We start from the raw sequence: 14783 nt of genomic DNA, 5'->3' as shown, positions 1-14783 counted from the left end.
CTCGCCGCAGCATGACCGGGTCGCCGCAGCCGCACGGCCGCCGCCGTGAAGGAACCGCTACCCCCACTCCGGGTGTCGTACCCGGCTGTCTCGCCCCCTGAGCGGCACCGGCCCCCACCGGTGCTGTTCATCAGGGTACGGGCGGGGGCCCGGAGCGGAAGGTTATTTGCAGAACTGACTGTCCGGCGCGTTTATGGTGTGCCGCATGTTCCGTCTTGAGACAGAAGTCGACAAGGCTCGACGTGATCTGCTCCGTACACGCCTGCGGGAGGCGAACACAGCCGCCTCTCCGGTCCTGCGCGCCCTGCGCGGAACACCGGACGAACGGGACGTCCCGTTGCACGTGTGGGCTGTGAACGACGCCGACGGGAACCTGGCCGGCGGTCTGGTCGGCCACACGTGGGCGACCTGGCTGCACGTGACGTACCTGTGGGTGGACGAACGCCACCGGGGCCGGGGCCTGGGCGCCGGGCTGCTCGCGCGGGCGGAACACATCGCCGTGACGGAACGCGCCTGCCGCATGTCCCGCCTGGAGACCTGGGACTTCCAGGCCCCGCGCTTCTACCGGAAGCACGGGTACGAGGTGGTGTGCGTGGTGCCGGACTATCCGCCGGGGATCACGGAGTACACGCTGGTGAAGAGACTGACGCCGGGACGGCATCCTCGGTGACTGCGCAGGTGGGGGCAGCGATAGCGTGGGTTCGCACCTGTAATTCCCCCCACCGACGGGAGACTTGAGTGAACCGCCCTGCCCGGCTCGTGACAGCCGTGCTCACCGCCTCCGCGGCCCTGCTGCTGACCGCTTGCGGCTCGGGGGGAGGTGACGGGTCGCCGTCGGACAAGATCGCCGGAGCGGATGCCGCTGAAACGCCGTCGGCCTCGCCCTCGGGGTCCACTACGGCGGACGGCATCGACCGGCCGGAGATCGAGCTGCCGTCGGACATGAAGCTGGTCTTCGAGGGACGGCAGACCGGGGACGCTACGAAGGACGCGATCCTGGCGGACAACCAACGGGCTGTCAGCACCGTGTGGCAGGCCGTGGCGTACGGCGACCTGAAGAAGTCGGGCATGGCGTTCTACTACACGGACTCCGCGCTGAGGGGCGTCTACAACTACGCCAAGGACAACAACGCCAGGAAAACCAGTTGGGCGGGCACCCTGCGCTACTTCGACCGCCAGGTGACGGTGTTCGACAAGGCGTCGGGCGCGCTGACGTACTGCGTGGACGAGAGCAAGGCGAACGTCAAGGACTTGAAGACGGACAAGGTGAAGGTGACCGCGACCTCGCCTGACAGCTACGTGTACTACAACGCCGCCGTGAAGAAGGACAAGCAGGGCGTCTGGCAGATCTGGAGTCTGCACGAGGACCGCGGTTCCCAGAGGTGCCAGCCGTGACCCAGCGCTGCGCACTCGCGGCTCTGACAGCTGCCCTTCTTCTCCTCGGCGTAGACACGGCCGTCGCCGGTGGGATCGGCAGCAATGGAGCCCAGACGGAGGAGGCGTCCGGCAATGCCTCGGGGCCCGTGCTTGATTCGCGTGTCAGCTTCCACGTGAAGGGCCAAGCCCCCGTGAAGGACAGCGGTCCGGTCACGTCCGCCGCGGTCGACTGGGAGCCACCGGCTTGCTGGTACGAGCCCTACTGGAAGGCGGAGGACTTCAAGACCTACACCGAGGCCAACTGGTCGATCTACGAATCCATGGGCGGCGCGCCCGCGGGTATCGCGGACGACAAGGCCCGCTACAAGGAGGGCCACCCCTACAAGGACTTCAACGTCGCCAAGAACGACGAGGGCATGTGGTGGGTGGCCGTGAAGAATCCGAAGATGAAAGACGACCCTGACGCGGGCACCTGCGGACGCAAGCCCTTCTGGGTCGACAACGGTCAGAATCCGGACGTTCCCCAGGCCATCGACACCGAGACTCTTGCCGGGCTCGCGCATCAGCGGACCGTCGTGCCGCCGACCAGGATCTCCATGGCGCCGGACGGCAGGTCCACTGTGAACGCCCCCACCTGGATCTGGCTGGACAAGGGCGCCTTCAAGCCCGTGTCCGTGACGGCGAGTCTGCCCGGCACGGGGCTGTGGGCGACGACGACCGCCAAGCCGGTGAGCCTGCACATCGACGCGGGCACGGAGGACGCGGAAACGCTTCCCGCGGCCGGCGAGTGCCGGATCAACGAGGACGGCTCGATCGGAGAGCCGTACGCCAGGGGCAAGGCGGAGCTGACGCCTCCGTGCGGGGTGCGGTACCTGCGGTCGTCCGGGGACGGCACCTACGCCCTCCAGGCGACTCTCACCTGGGAGATCACCTGGGAGGGCGCGGGCGGCTCGGGCGGTGACCTGCCCGACGGGACGTTCGCCACGACCACCGAGGTGCCGGTCCAGGAGATCCAGGCCGTCAATCGCTGACGAGGGGGTCGGTCGTGGTCGGGGGTCAGGTGAGGCGGTGGGCTCCCGGGGACGGGGTTGCTTCGAAGACTCTGGGGGTTGGGAAGTTCGCCGTGGCGAAGGCTTCCGTGATCGCCTTGGTGATCGCGTCCACGTCCGCCTCCTCCGCCAGGACGATCGCCGAGCCGCCGAAGCCGCCGCCGGTCATCCGCGCGCCCAGGGCGCCGGCCGTCAGGGCCGTGTCGACGACCAGGTCCAGCTCCGGGCAGGAGATGCGGAAGTCGTCGCGCAGGGAGGCGTGGCCCTCGACCAGGACCGGACCGATCGCGCGGGTCTGGCCGGATTCGAGGAGGGAGACGACCCGTTCGACGCGTTCGTCCTCCGTGACGACGTGGCGGACCAGGCGGCGGACCTCCTCCTCGTCGCCGAGGCGGGCCAGGGCCTCGTCCAGCCCGGCGTAGGGGATGTCGCGCAGCGCGTCCACGCCGAGCAGGGCCGCGCCCTTCTCGCAGCCCGCGCGGCGCTTGCCGTACTCGCCCTCGCTGTGGGCGTGCTTGACCTGCGTGTCGACGACCAGCAGCCGCATGCCCTCGGCCGCCAGGTCGAAGGGGATCTGCTTCTGGGACAGGTCGCGGGTGTCGAGGAACAGCGCGTGGCCGGCCTCGCAGCACGCCGACGCCGTCTGGTCCATGATGCCGACCGGGGCGCCGACGTAGACGTTCTCCGCGCGCTGGCACAGGCGGGCCAGCTGCCAGCCGCGCAGGCCGAGGGAGAACAGGTCGTTCAGGGCCAGGGCGACCACGATCTCCAGGGCCGCCGAGGACGACAGGCCCGCGCCCGAGGGGACGGTGGAGGCGAGGTGGACGTCCGCGCCCGTCACCGCGTGGCCGGCCTCGCGCAACGCCCAGACCACGCCCGCCGGGTACGCCGTCCAGCCCTTGTCCGACTCGGGGGCGAGGTCGTCGAGGCGGAGTTCGCTCACGCCGCCCTCGACGTCCGCCGAGTGCAGGCGCAGGACGCCGTCCGCGCGGCGGGACACCGCGGCCACCGCCTGGTGGGGCAGGGCGAACGGCATGACGAAGCCGTCGTTGTAGTCGGTGTGCTCGCCGATGAGGTTGACGCGGCCCGGCGCCGCCCACACCCCGTCCGGCTCGGCGCCGTACAGCTCGCTGAACCGGGAGGCGACCGTCTGCGCCACAGCCTCGCTCATGCCTGACCCCTGACCCTTTCCGTACCTTCTAGTTGCCGTGCCGCTGCGCGAAGTCCCACGCGTCCGCGACGATTCCCGCGAGATCCGCGCGGGACGGGTTCCAGCCCAGCTTCTCGCGGGCCGTGGCGGCCGACGCCACCAGGACCGCCGGATCGCCGCCCCGGCGGGGGGCCACGACCTCGGGGATCGGGTGGCCGGTCACGCGGCGGACCGTCTCGATGACCTCGCGGACGGAGAAGCCGTTGCCGTTGCCGAGGTTGCAGATCAGGTGCTCGCCGGGGGTGGCGGCCCGCAGGGCCAGCAGGTGGGCCTCGGCCAGGTCGGCGACGTGGATGTAGTCGCGCACGCAGGTGCCGTCCGGCGTCGGGTAGTCGTCGCCGTAGACGGAGATCGCGTCGCGCCGGCCCTGCGCGACCTGCAGCACCAGCGGGATGAGGTGGGACTCGGGGTCGTGGCGCTCGCCGTGGGCGCCGTAGGCCCCGGCCACGTTGAAGTAACGCAGGGAGACCGCGCCCAGGCCGTGCGCCGCCGCCTCGCCCGTGATCATGTGGTCGACGGCGAGCTTGGAGGCGCCGTAGGGGTTGGTGGGCTTCGTCGGGGCCGACTCGACGATCGGGACCTCTTCCGGTTCGCCGTAGGTGGCCGCCGTGGAGGAGAAGACCAGCCTGCGCACGCCCGCCTCGCGCATCGCGGCCAGCAGGGCCATCGTGCCGCCGACGTTGTTGTCCCAGTACTTCTCCGGCTTCACGACGGACTCGCCGACCTGGGAGAACGCCGCGAAGTGCAGGACGCCGTCGAAGGAGGAGTCCAGCCATTTGGCGGCGTCGCGGATGTCGCCCTCGACGAAGGAGGCACCGGCCGGGACGCCCTCGCGGAAGCCGGTGGAGAGGTTGTCGAGGACGACGACGTCGTGACCGGCCTCCAGCAGATGCTGGGCGACCACACCGCCGACGTATCCCGCGCCGCCCGTCACCAGGTACTTCCCGCTCATGAACTCGCTACCTCTCGCAGTCGCTCGGCCGCGCGCTCCGGCGGCACGTCGTTGATGAACACGTTCATGCCGGACTCGGAACCCGCGAGAAACTTCAGCTTGCCGGAAGTGCGGCGGATGGTGAAAAGCTCGAGGTGGAGCGCGAAGTCCTCGCGCACGACGCCGTCGAACTCCTCCAGCGCGCCGAACGGGGCCTGGTGCCAGGCCGCGATGTAGGGCGTCGGAGGCTCGTTCTCACCGAAGATCCGGTCGAAGCGCCTCAAGAGTTCCAGATAGACCTTGGGGAACTCTGTGCGCGCGGCCTCGTCCAGCCCGAGCAGGTCGGGCACGCGGCGCCTGGGGTACAGGTGGACCTCGTACGGCCAGTGCGCCGCGTACGGCACGAACGCCACCCAGTGCTCGCCCTCCAGGACCACCCGCTCGTCGGCGAGCTCGCGTTCCAGGACGGCGTCGAAGAGGTTCTCACCGCCCGTCATCTCCTTGTGGGCGGCGACGGAGCGGAGCATCAGGGCGGTGCGCGGGGTGGTGAAGGGGTAGGCGTAGATCTGCCCGTGCGGATGCTGGAGGGTCACACCGATCTCGGCGCCCCGGTTCTCGAAGCAGAACACCTGCTCGACGGAGGGGAGATGGGACAGCTCCGCCGTACGGTCCGTCCACGCCTCCAGCACCAGGCCCGCCTGCTCCTCGGAGAGTCGGGCGAAGGACGCGTCGTGGTCGGAGGTGAAGCAGACGACCTCGCAGCGGCCGGAGTCGCCGGCGAGCGAGGGGAAGCGGTTCTCGAAGACCACGACGTCGTAGGAAGAGTCGGGGATCTCGCTCAGCCGGTCGCCCTCGGAGGGGCACAGGGGGCACTCGTCGGCCGGGGGGTGGTAGGTGCGGCCCTGGCGGTGGGAGGCGATCGCGACGCTGTCGCCGAGCAGGGGGTCGCGGCGGATCTCGGAGGTGGTGACAGTCCGGTCCAGGGGACGGCGGTCGGCCGCGCCGCGCACGGTGTCGTCCCGCAGGTCGTAGTAGATGAGCTCGCGACCGTCGGCCAGCCGGGTCGAGGTCTTCTTCACGCCGGACTCCTCATTCTTCAAACATAACCGAACATATCAAAACACCATTCCCCTCAATCGTCAACATCACAATCCAACAAAGAGCATCACCAGAAGTGTTCAATGGCTGAACGCGGACACGTAGATTCCGCGAGGTATCGGTTCGCGCGACAAAGCGAGGGCTCATGCAAACCCCCACATTTCTGGCAGCCGAGCTACGGCTCCCCACCAACTGGCTCGACTACACCCTCCTCGGGATCTACTTCGTCGTCGTCCTCGGCATCGGTTTCGCCGCGAGACGTTCGGTGAAGACCAGCCTCGACTTCTTCCTCTCCGGCCGCTCCCTGCCCGCCTGGGTCACCGGTCTGGCGTTCATCGCCGCCAACCTGGGCGCGACGGAGATCCTGGGCATGGCCGCCAACAGCGCCCAGTACGGCGTCTACACGACGCACTGGTACTGGATCGGCGCCATCCCGGCCATGGTCTTCCTGGGCCTGGTCATGATGCCCTTCTACTACGGCTCCAAGGTCCGCTCGGTCCCCGAGTTCCTGCTGCTGCGCTTCGACAGGGCGGCGCACCTGCTCAGTTCGGTCCTCTTCGCCTTCGCCGCCATCCTCATCGCCGGCGTCAACCTCTACGCGCTGGCCATCGTCGTCGAGGCGCTGCTGGGCTGGCCCGAGTGGGTGGCGATCGTGGTCGCCGGCTTCTTCGTCCTCGCGTACATCACCCTCGGCGGCCTCTCCTCGGCCATCTACAACGAGGTGCTGCAGTTCTTCGTGATCCTCGCCGCGCTCATCCCCATCACGGTGCTCGGCCTGAAGAGCGTCGGCGGCTGGGACGGGCTGTCGGACTCCCTCACCGAGTCCCGGGGCGCCGACTTCATGACCGCCTGGGGCGGCACGGGCATCGGCAGCGACAACCCGCTGGGCGCCAACTGGCTGACCATCGTCCTCGGCCTCGGCTTCGTGCTCTCGTTCGGCTACTGGACGACGAACTTCGCCGAGGTGCAGCGCGCCCTGTCCGCGAAGAACCTCTCGGCGGCCCAGCGCACGCCGCTGATCGCCGCGTTCCCGAAGATCTTCATCGTGTTCCTCGTGATGATCCCGGGTCTGGTCGCCGCCGTCCTGGTGCCGAAGATCGGTACGCCGGAGTCCGACCTCCAGTACAACGACGCGATCCCCTACCTGATGGAACAGCTGCTGCCCAACGGCGTGCTCGGCATCGCCGTCACCGGTCTGCTCGCGGCGTTCATGGCGGGCATGGCGGCCAACGTGTCGTCGTTCAACACGGTGTTCACGACGGACATCTGGGCCAAGTACGTCGTCCGGGACCGCGAGGACGAGTACTACGTGCGCTTCGGCCGGATCATCACCGCGATCGGCGTCCTGGCCTCGATCGGCACGGCGTTCCTGGCGTCGTCCTTCTCGAACATCATGAGCTACCTCCAGACGCTGTTCTCCTTCTTCAACGTGCCGATGTTCGTGGTCTTCATCATCGGCATGTTCTGGAAGCGGGCGTCGATGAAGTCCGGCTTCTGGGGACTGCTCGCGGGCACCACGGCAGCGATGGTCAACTACTTCGTCCTCTACAAGCAGGACATCATCGACATCCCCTCCGACCAGGGGGCCAACTTCGTCTCGGCGATCGCGGGATTCGTCGCGGGCGCGGTCGTCATGGTGGCGGTGTCGCTGTTCACCGCGCCGAAGCCGACGGAGGAGCTGCAGGGGCTGGTCTACGGCACGACCTCGCCCGGTATGGCGGAGCCGCCGGCGCCGGGGGACGAGGCCTGGTACCGCAAGCCGGCGCTGCTCGGCTGGGGCGCCATCGTGCTGGCCGCGGCCTGCTACATCCCGTTCTCGTTCTGACGCAGGGAGGCTGAGGGAACATGTCCGAGTTCTACTCCGAGAAGGACGTGCAGCGGGAAGTCTCCGAGCTGCAGGGCAAGTCGGCGACCGCCGCGCGGCTGTTCGACATCCGGCGGATCATCGGCGGGCTGTTCGTGCTGTACGGCGTGATCGTGACGATCGCGGGGCTGACGGCGTCCGATGCCGACATCGACAAGGCCGAGGGGGTGAACATCAACCTGTGGACCGGTCTGGGCATGCTCGCGCTGGGGGTGTTCTTCCTGGTGTGGCTGAAGCTGAGGCCGACGGCTCCGCCGCCGCCGTCGGTCGAGCCGGAGGGTGACGAGCGGGTGGAGTAGCTCCCCGCGTGTGGCTGCCGGGGCCGGGTGGGTGCGCAACTCGGCGCAACGAGGTACCGCTGCACCCACCCTCCCCCAAGCTCTCGGCTCCGCTCGAGCAGGGGGGACCCCCATCGCCCCAGCGGCACACATGCCCGCAGCCAGGGCGGCCCGCACCCGCGTACGGCGAGAAGGGGACGTGTCGGGGGGTGTCCGCCCGCAGCGGTTGGCGCGTCAACGGACAGCGAGTCGGTTTGCAACCCCATCGCGCCGTTCCGAGGACGGACACCCCCCGGCGCGGCGCCGACCCACCACCCACCGTCAGGCGAAGGCGAGGACGCGCGGCTCACTGCTCCCTGTGTAGTGGGCCCGCCCTGTCCAGCAAGCCCGTCCGGGCCGCCAGGGCCGCTGCCTCCAGGCGGGAGCCGACGCCCAGTTTCATCAGGACCCGCTGGACGTGCGTGCGGGCCGTCGACGGGGCGATGCCCATGCCCGCCGCGATCAGCCGCGTGTCCTCGCCGTCGGCGACGCGGACCAGCACCTCGACCTCCCTCGGCGTGAGCATGGACAGCAGCCGCTGCCCCTCGTCGTCCGGCTGCGCCGCCGGGTTGAGCAGCTCGCCGAACGCCCCCTGCAGCAACTGCGGCGCCACCGCCGCCTCCCCCGCCCGGGCCTTCATGATGGCCCGCTCGACACCCTCTATGCGCTCATCGTGCCGGACATAGCCGGAGGCCCCCGCCGCGAACGCCGCCGCGATGCCCCGCGGACTCGGCACCGGCCCCAGCACCAGCACCGCCACCTGCGGCCGCTCCCGCTTGATCTTCACCACCGGGTCGAAGATCCCCGGCTCGGCCGGCGTGGCCGTCCCCAGCAGGCACACCTCGGGCGCCCGTGTGATCACCAGCTCCGCCGCCCCCGCGGCCGGCGCCGCCGCGGCCAGCACCCGGTGCCCCCGCAGCTTCAGCGCCGAGGCCAGCGCCTCCGCCAGCAGTCGGTGGTCGTCGACCACCATGAGCCGCACTCCCATCGAGCAACCCCCCAGTCACCCCAGCCCCCTGATGGAAGCCCCCCGGCTCCCCCGCCTTCATGCCCCCGGAAGCTACACGCTTGTTCGACGTTGCGCTCCCCCTACCCGCGAGAATCGCCCCGGATCGCCGAAATTCCTCGCATTCGAGGTTGACTGAGCGGAACGCGAACGGCCCCGCCCCTGAGCAGGGACGGGGCCGCATCGGCCATCAGTCGATCAAGGACCGATCACCAGACGATCAACTCGTGCCGAAGCCGACCGCGAGGTACTCCTTGTCCCGCCCGGCGGACCGCTTGCTCGCGTACACCTTGGACATGTAGAGCTGCCCGTCGCCGTAGAGGAACTCGGAGTAGTCCGGCGACATGCTGGTCTCCACGTCCCGCACCTGGTCCGTCGCGGGGTTCTCCAGCAGCGTCGTCTGCTTGAAGCTGCCCCCGTCGATGCTCACGATCTGTCCGCCCTTGTCGTACGGCGGGCGCTTGTAGGCGATGACGTTGCCGCCGTCCATGCGCAGCGGCGAGATCGTGTAGCCGTCACCGGCGTCGGCCCGCTGCCCGGTCTGCTTGCCGGTCGTGAGGTCGAAGGCGACGATCTCGTTGGTCTGGCTGTACTTGCCGGTGCCGTCGTGCTCCTCGGTCGGCAGGTAGAGCCGGTCGTTGCCGACGGCCAGCTGGCTGCAGTACTCGATGCGGGTGATGCCCTCGCAGCGGGCCGCGAACTGCTCGCCCGGCGCGGAGATGCGGGTGCGCAGCTTGCCGGTCTTGTTGTCGATGGAGAAGAAGTCGGAGATGCCGCTGCCGTCGCCCGCGGAGTCGCCGACGTCGGCGGCCACCACCAGCGGGTTGGTCGACACGACGCTCGCGTACTCGATGCCCTCGGCCATCTTGTACTCCGAGATCACCTTCCCGGACTTCGGGTCGATGGTCTGGATGTGCAGCTGGCGCTGCTCGTAGGAGCCGCACTTGCGCACCGCGACCAGCTTCTCGCCTCCGCCGTAGCCGGCGTCGTAGCAGGAGTCGCTCGGCTTCGGGCTCCACAGCAGCTTGCCGGAGACGTCGTAGGCGGCGCCGCCCCGGGTGCTGCCCACGGCGATGGTCTTGCCGCTGATCGTGACGTTGTCGAAGCTGATCGGGTCGCCACCGGCCTCGACCGTCTTCGTCCACAGCTTCTTGCCCGCGTCGAGGTCGACGAGTGCGATCTGGCTGCAGCCGTGCGACGGCTCGGCCTTGGTCGGCATCGCGGGCTGGTGCAGGATCGCCGTCAGGCCGTCGTCGGTGACGTGGCGGCTGGCCTGGCAGACCGGGCCGTCCAGCGGGATCGACCAGAGCTTGGTGCCCTTGGTGCGGTCGTAGCCGAGGAGTTCGGCGATGCCGCTCTTGACGTACGCCTTGTCGGTGAGCCAGGAGCCGTTGACGACGACCGTGCTGTCGTTCTTCACCTCGGGCATCGGGACCTGGAACAGGACCTTGGCGCCGGGGTCGGCGGGCGGCTTCTCCTTGCCGCCGGTCGCGGTGCCGCCCTTGCCGTCGGTCGTGCCGCCGGTGGCGCCGCCGGAGCTGGCCGTGTCGTCCTTCTTGCCGTCGTCCTTGGACGAGGAGTACCAGACGCCGCCGCCGACGATCAGGGCGATCGCCACGACCGCGGCGACGATGATGGCCACCTGGGCGTTGAACTTCCCGCCGCCGCCCGGCTGTCCGGGCTGCGGCTGGAGCGGCACGGTCGCCTGCGGGTAGCCGTAACCGGGCTGCTGCCCGTATCCCGGCTGCCCGTATCCCGGCTGCCCGTATCCCGGCTGCCCGTAGGGCACCGTCGGCGGCTGGCCGTACGGCCCCGGCTGCTGGCCGGGGTGGCCGTAGCCGGGCGGGGCCTGCGGGGGCTGGGCCGGCTGCGGGGCGCCCTGCGGATAGCCGTACCCCGGCTGCGGCGGGGTCGGCGGGGCGGCCGGCGGAGGCGTCTGCGGGGCCTGCGGGTAGCCGTAGCCCGGCTCGGGCGCCTTGCCGAGGTTCGGCCCGCCGGCGGGCGGCGGGGTCTGCGGGGGCTGGGGCTGGTCCTGCGGCGGCCCGAACCCGCCCCCCTGCGGGGGCTGCTGGGGCGGGGGCGGAGGCTGGGTCATGACGTGAGCACCTCGGGGAAGGGGACGGGCGGCGAAGGGCGTGCGGGGAAGGGAAGGATCACTTGCCGTAGGCGAGCATCAACTTCTCCTTCGTGTCGTCGTTCCCGCTCAGCCGGGTCGTGGAGATGTAGAAGCGTCCGTCGACCCAGTCGATGTCCTTGGAGAAGAACCCGTCCTCGATGTCGGCCGCGCCCTGCGGGTTCTGCAGCAGCTTCGCCGGCTTGTGGCTGCCGCCGCCGGTCGGGATGGCGACGACCTGGCCGCCCGCGTCGTACGACGGCTGCACATAGGCGATGAGCTTGCCGCCCTCGGTCTTCATCGGCAGCATCGATTCGTCGGACGGGGACTTCACCCGCCACTTCTCCTTGCCGTTGGCCAGGTTGACCGCGACGATCTCGTTCGCGCCGGTGGTCGCCTCGGTCGGCAGGTAGAGCGTGTCGCCGTCGACGGCGACGCCCTGGCAGCCCTGCAGGTCGCGCTCCAGGATGGCCCAGCCGCACTCGGGGGCGAAGTCCTCGTCGAAGCCGACCTGGGAGCGGAACTTGCCGCCGGAGGTGAAGGTGGAGATGTTCCAGGCCTTCTTGTCCTCGTTGGTGCTGTAGACGACCAGCGGGCTGACCGAGTAGGTGCGCGCGACCCGCCAGCCCTTGTCGAACGGCTGGGTCCACTTGGCCTTGCCGGTCTTCGGGTCGAGCTCCTGCACCTCGTCGTGTTCCTTGTCGGTGCCCGCGCCGCAGGAGGAGACCGCGATCAGCTTCTCGCCGCCGGCGAACGCGGACGGGAAGCAGGAGTCGCCGTAGCGCTTCTTGTCGTAGAGCTTGTCGCCGTTGGTGACGTCGTAGGCGGTGCCGGACTGGGAGCGGCCCACCATCAGCGTGGTGCCGGTGACGGACAGTTCGACCGAGAGCGTGGAGTCGAACAGGGCGCCGTCTGCGACCTTCTCCGTCCAGCCCTTCTCGCCGGTGTCGAGGTCGACCTCCTGCAGCTGGTTGCACTTGGCGCGGTCGCTGCTGCCGCTCATGTAGGCGACGACGATCTTGTCGTCGGCCGTCTTCTGCGGGGTGGTCGCGCAGATCTTCTGCGGGAAGGTGATGGCGTCCCAGGCGGGCTTGCCGTCCCCGACCTTGAAGGCGAGGAGCTGCTTGTACGCCGCCTTCACCGCCGTCTTGTCGGTGATCCACATGCCGGGGGCGTCGGCGCCGGAACCGGGCGCGTCGGGCGCCTCCTTGTACCAGAGGACCTTCGCCTCGCCGGTCTGGCGGCCCTCGTTGAGGTTCTCCGGGTCCTCGCCGCCGTCGCCGTCGCCGTCACCGGGGTTGACCGGGGCGGAGGCGTCGCCCTTGGGGTCGTCGCTCTGCTGCGCGACGGGCTTCTTCCTGCCCTTGCCGCTGTCGCTGTCGGTGACCGCCCAGACGGTGCCGCCGACGACGAGCAGCGCGGCCACGGCCGTACCGATGATCATTGCCGGCTTGCCCTTGAAGGGGTTGCGGGAGCCGCCGCCCGGCGGGGTGCCGGGCGCGCCCGGGAACTGCGGCTGCGGCGGGTAGCCGTAACCGGGCTGGCCGTACGGGCCGGGCTGCTGCGGCTGGCCGTACGGGCCCTGCTGCGGCTGGCCGTAGGGGCCGGGCGCGTACGGTCCGGGCTGGCCGTAGGGGCCGGGCTGCTGCGGGGGCTGCTGCGGGTAGCCGTAGCCGGGCTGCGGCGGGCCCTGGGGTGGCGGCGGGGTCGGTGCCCCGAAGCCACCGCCCTGCGGCGGCGGGTCCTGCGGTGCTCCGAAGCCGCCGTTCGGCGGCTGACTGGGCGGCTGAGTCATCAGTCGCTCCCCCCGTTTCACTCAATTTTCAGCCACGCCCTGAGGCACGCGATGGGCTCAGAGTCGCTTCATAAAGTTCCAAGACGGCTCTTTCTATCACCCCGTTCCAACGGCGGACCGGGCCGTCTCACCCCCTGTTCCCAAGGGAGGACCGGCCCGTGATGCCGCCGTTATGCGCCTTCACGCGTCCTCGGCGAGTTCCAGCCAGCGCAGTTCCAGCTCCTCGCGCTGACCGGCCAACTCCCGCAGTTCGGCGTCCAGTTCGGCCACCTTCGCGAAGTCCGTGGCGTTCTCGGCGATCCGGGCGTGCAGCTTGGTCTCGCGCTCGGAGACCTTGTCGAGCTGCCGCTCGATCTTCTGCAGCTCCTTCTTGGCGGCGCGCTGGTCGGCGGCGCTCCGCTCCGGGGCGGCCGACTGCGGCGCGGCGGCCGCGGCCGAGGCTGCAGCGGCAGAGGCGGCAGCGGCCTCCTCCATGCGCTGCCGCCGCTCCAGGTACTCGTCGATGCCGCGCGGCAGCATCCGCAGGGCACCGTCGCCGAGCAGCGCGAACACCCGGTCGGTGGTGCGCTCGATGAAGAACCGGTCGTGGGAGATGACGATCATCGAGCCGGGCCAGCCGTCGAGGACGTCCTCCAGCTGGGTCAGCGTCTCGATGTCGAGGTCGTTGGTGGGCTCGTCGAGGAAGAGGACGTTGGGCTCGTCCATGAGCAGGCGCAGCAGTTGCAGCCTGCGGCGCTCACCGCCGGAGAGGTCGCCGACGGGCGTCCACTGCTTCTCCTTGGAGAAGCCGAACGTCTCGCACAGCTGCCCGGCGGTCATCTCCCGGCCCTTGCCGAGGTCGACACGCTCGCGCACCTGCTGCACGGCCTCCAGCACCCGGGTGGCCGGGTCGAGTTCGGCGACCTCCTGGGAGAGGTAGGCCAGCTTGACCGTCTTGCCGACGCGGACCCGGCCGCCCGCGGGCTGGGCCTCCCCGTCGGTGCGGGCCGCCTGGGCCATGGCCCGCAGCAGGGACGTCTTGCCCGCGCCGTTGACGCCGACCAGGCCGATCCGGTCACCGGGCCCGAGCTGCCAGGTGACGTGCTCCAGCAGGACCTTGGGGCCCGCCTGGACGGTGACGTCCTCCAGGTCGAACACGGTCTTGCCGAGCCGCGAGGACGCGAACCGCATCAGCTCGCTGCTGTCCCGGGGCGGGGGCACGTCCTTGATGAGTTCGTTGGCGGCCTCGACCCGGAAACGCGGCTTGGACGTACGGGCCGGGGCGCCGCGGCGCAGCCAGGCCAGCTCCTTGCGGACGAGGTTCTGCCGCTTGGCCTCCTCGGTGGCGGCGATGCGCTCGCGCTCGGCCCGGGCGAAGACGTAGTCGGAGTAGCCGCCCTCGTACTCGTAGACGGCGCCGCGCTGGACGTCCCACATGCGGGTGCAGACCTGGTCCAGGAACCAGCGGTCGTGGGTCACGCAGACCAGCGCCGAACGGCGGTTCTGCAGATGCCGGGCGAGCCAGGCGATGCCCTCGACGTCGAGGTGGTTGGTGGGCTCGTCCAGGACGAGCAGCTCCTGCTCCTCGATGAGCAGCTTGGCGAGCGCGATGCGGCGGCGCTCACCGCCGGAGAGCGGGCCGATGACCGTGTCGAGCCCTTTGGGGAAGCCCGGCAGGTCCAGGCCGCCGAACAGGCCGGTGAGCACGTCCCTGACCTTGGCGACGCCGGCCCACTCGTGGTCGGCCATGTCGCCGATGACCTCGTGGCGGACGGTGGCCTCGGGGTCGAGGGAGTCGTGCTGGGTGAGCACGCCGATGCGCAGGCCGCCGGAGTGCGTGACGCGCCCGGTGTCGGCCTCCTCCAGCCGGGCGAGCATCCGGATCAGCGTGGTCTTGCCGTCGCCGTTGCGGCCGACGACGCCGATGCGGTCCCCTTCGGAGACGCCGAGGGAAACGCCGTCGAGCAGGGCACGGGTGCCGTACACCTTGCTGACGTTCTCGACATTGACCAGGTTGACGGCCATTTCGCTCCTGACGAGGGGG

At 70.0% G+C, this 14783-nt stretch carries 12 protein-coding genes; 5 read left to right on the top strand and 7 right to left on the bottom strand.

All coding sequences use genetic code 11. The annotated features are described in order from the left end of the window. The first annotated feature begins 193 nt into the window (after window positions 1-193). The 3 genes from CHR28_RS11780 (at window position 194) to CHR28_RS11770 (ending at window position 2408) form a co-directional block, all read left to right on the top strand. Window positions 194-670, top strand: coding sequence for a GNAT family N-acetyltransferase (locus tag CHR28_RS11780; RefSeq protein WP_094053500.1), 477 nt, complete (start codon window positions 194-196; stop codon window positions 668-670). Between the two features lie 68 nt (window positions 671-738). Next, entirely contained in the window at window positions 739-1395 is a 657-nt protein-coding gene (locus tag CHR28_RS11775; RefSeq protein WP_094053499.1) for a hypothetical protein, read from the top strand. A gap of 173 nt (window positions 1396-1568) precedes the next feature. Then, the gene (locus tag CHR28_RS11770; protein ID WP_256984223.1) at window positions 1569-2408 is read left to right on the top strand and encodes a hypothetical protein; all 840 of its coding nucleotides are present in this window, start codon (window positions 1569-1571) and stop codon (window positions 2406-2408) included. A gap of 25 nt (window positions 2409-2433) precedes the next feature. Here CHR28_RS11770 and galK read toward each other — a convergent pair whose 3' ends face one another. From galK to galT, 3 genes are read right to left on the bottom strand one after another with little or no spacing between them, the layout of a single operon-like run. Then, complete coding sequence (galK, locus tag CHR28_RS11765) at window positions 2434-3597, bottom strand: galactokinase (RefSeq protein ID WP_094053497.1); 1164 nt, start codon at window positions 3595-3597, stop codon at window positions 2434-2436. Between the two features lie 28 nt (window positions 3598-3625). Then, the gene (gene galE, locus CHR28_RS11760; RefSeq protein ID WP_094053496.1) at window positions 3626-4588 is read right to left on the bottom strand and encodes a UDP-glucose 4-epimerase GalE; all 963 of its coding nucleotides are present in this window, start codon (window positions 4586-4588) and stop codon (window positions 3626-3628) included. After that, the gene (gene galT, locus CHR28_RS11755; RefSeq protein WP_094053495.1) at window positions 4585-5646 is read right to left on the bottom strand and encodes a galactose-1-phosphate uridylyltransferase; all 1062 of its coding nucleotides are present in this window, start codon (window positions 5644-5646) and stop codon (window positions 4585-4587) included. Before galT ends, galE begins: the two co-directional genes overlap by 4 nt. Window positions 5647-5810: 164 nt before the next feature. On the opposite strand from galT, the gene CHR28_RS11750 reads away from it, so the two are divergent. Continuing rightward, window positions 5811-7490 carry a sodium:solute symporter family protein gene (locus CHR28_RS11750; RefSeq protein WP_094053494.1) on the top strand — a complete coding sequence of 560 codons (1680 nt, stop codon included), beginning with the start codon at window positions 5811-5813 and terminating at the stop codon, window positions 7488-7490. A gap of 20 nt (window positions 7491-7510) precedes the next feature. After that, the gene (locus tag CHR28_RS11745) at window positions 7511-7828 is read left to right on the top strand and encodes a hypothetical protein (RefSeq protein ID WP_094053493.1); all 318 of its coding nucleotides are present in this window, start codon (window positions 7511-7513) and stop codon (window positions 7826-7828) included. 325 nt (window positions 7829-8153) lie between these two features. Here CHR28_RS11745 and CHR28_RS11740 read toward each other — a convergent pair whose 3' ends face one another. The 4 genes from CHR28_RS11740 to CHR28_RS11725 all read right to left on the bottom strand — a co-directional run bounded on the left by CHR28_RS11740 (window position 8154) and on the right by CHR28_RS11725 (window position 14764). Next, a complete protein-coding gene (locus tag CHR28_RS11740; RefSeq protein WP_094053492.1) occupies window positions 8154-8834 on the bottom strand; it encodes a helix-turn-helix transcriptional regulator in 681 nt (226 codons plus the stop codon). A gap of 238 nt (window positions 8835-9072) precedes the next feature. Further along, the gene (locus CHR28_RS11735; RefSeq protein ID WP_094053491.1) at window positions 9073-10947 is read right to left on the bottom strand and encodes an outer membrane protein assembly factor BamB family protein; all 1875 of its coding nucleotides are present in this window, start codon (window positions 10945-10947) and stop codon (window positions 9073-9075) included. Window positions 10948-11005: 58 nt separating this feature from the next. Further along, a complete protein-coding gene (locus CHR28_RS11730) occupies window positions 11006-12760 on the bottom strand; it encodes an outer membrane protein assembly factor BamB family protein (protein WP_094053490.1) in 1755 nt (584 codons plus the stop codon). 180 nt (window positions 12761-12940) lie between these two features. Further along, complete coding sequence (locus tag CHR28_RS11725; protein ID WP_094053489.1) at window positions 12941-14764, bottom strand: ABC-F family ATP-binding cassette domain-containing protein; 1824 nt, start codon at window positions 14762-14764, stop codon at window positions 12941-12943. Window positions 14765-14783 lie beyond the last annotated feature (19 nt).

Source organism: Streptomyces sp. XY006 (assembly GCF_002237655.1).
Taxonomy (GTDB): Bacteria; Actinomycetota; Actinomycetes; order Streptomycetales; family Streptomycetaceae; genus Streptomyces; species Streptomyces levis.
The sequence above is the reverse complement of the archived record's forward strand: the minus strand, read 5'-3'. Positions and strand labels throughout refer to the sequence as shown.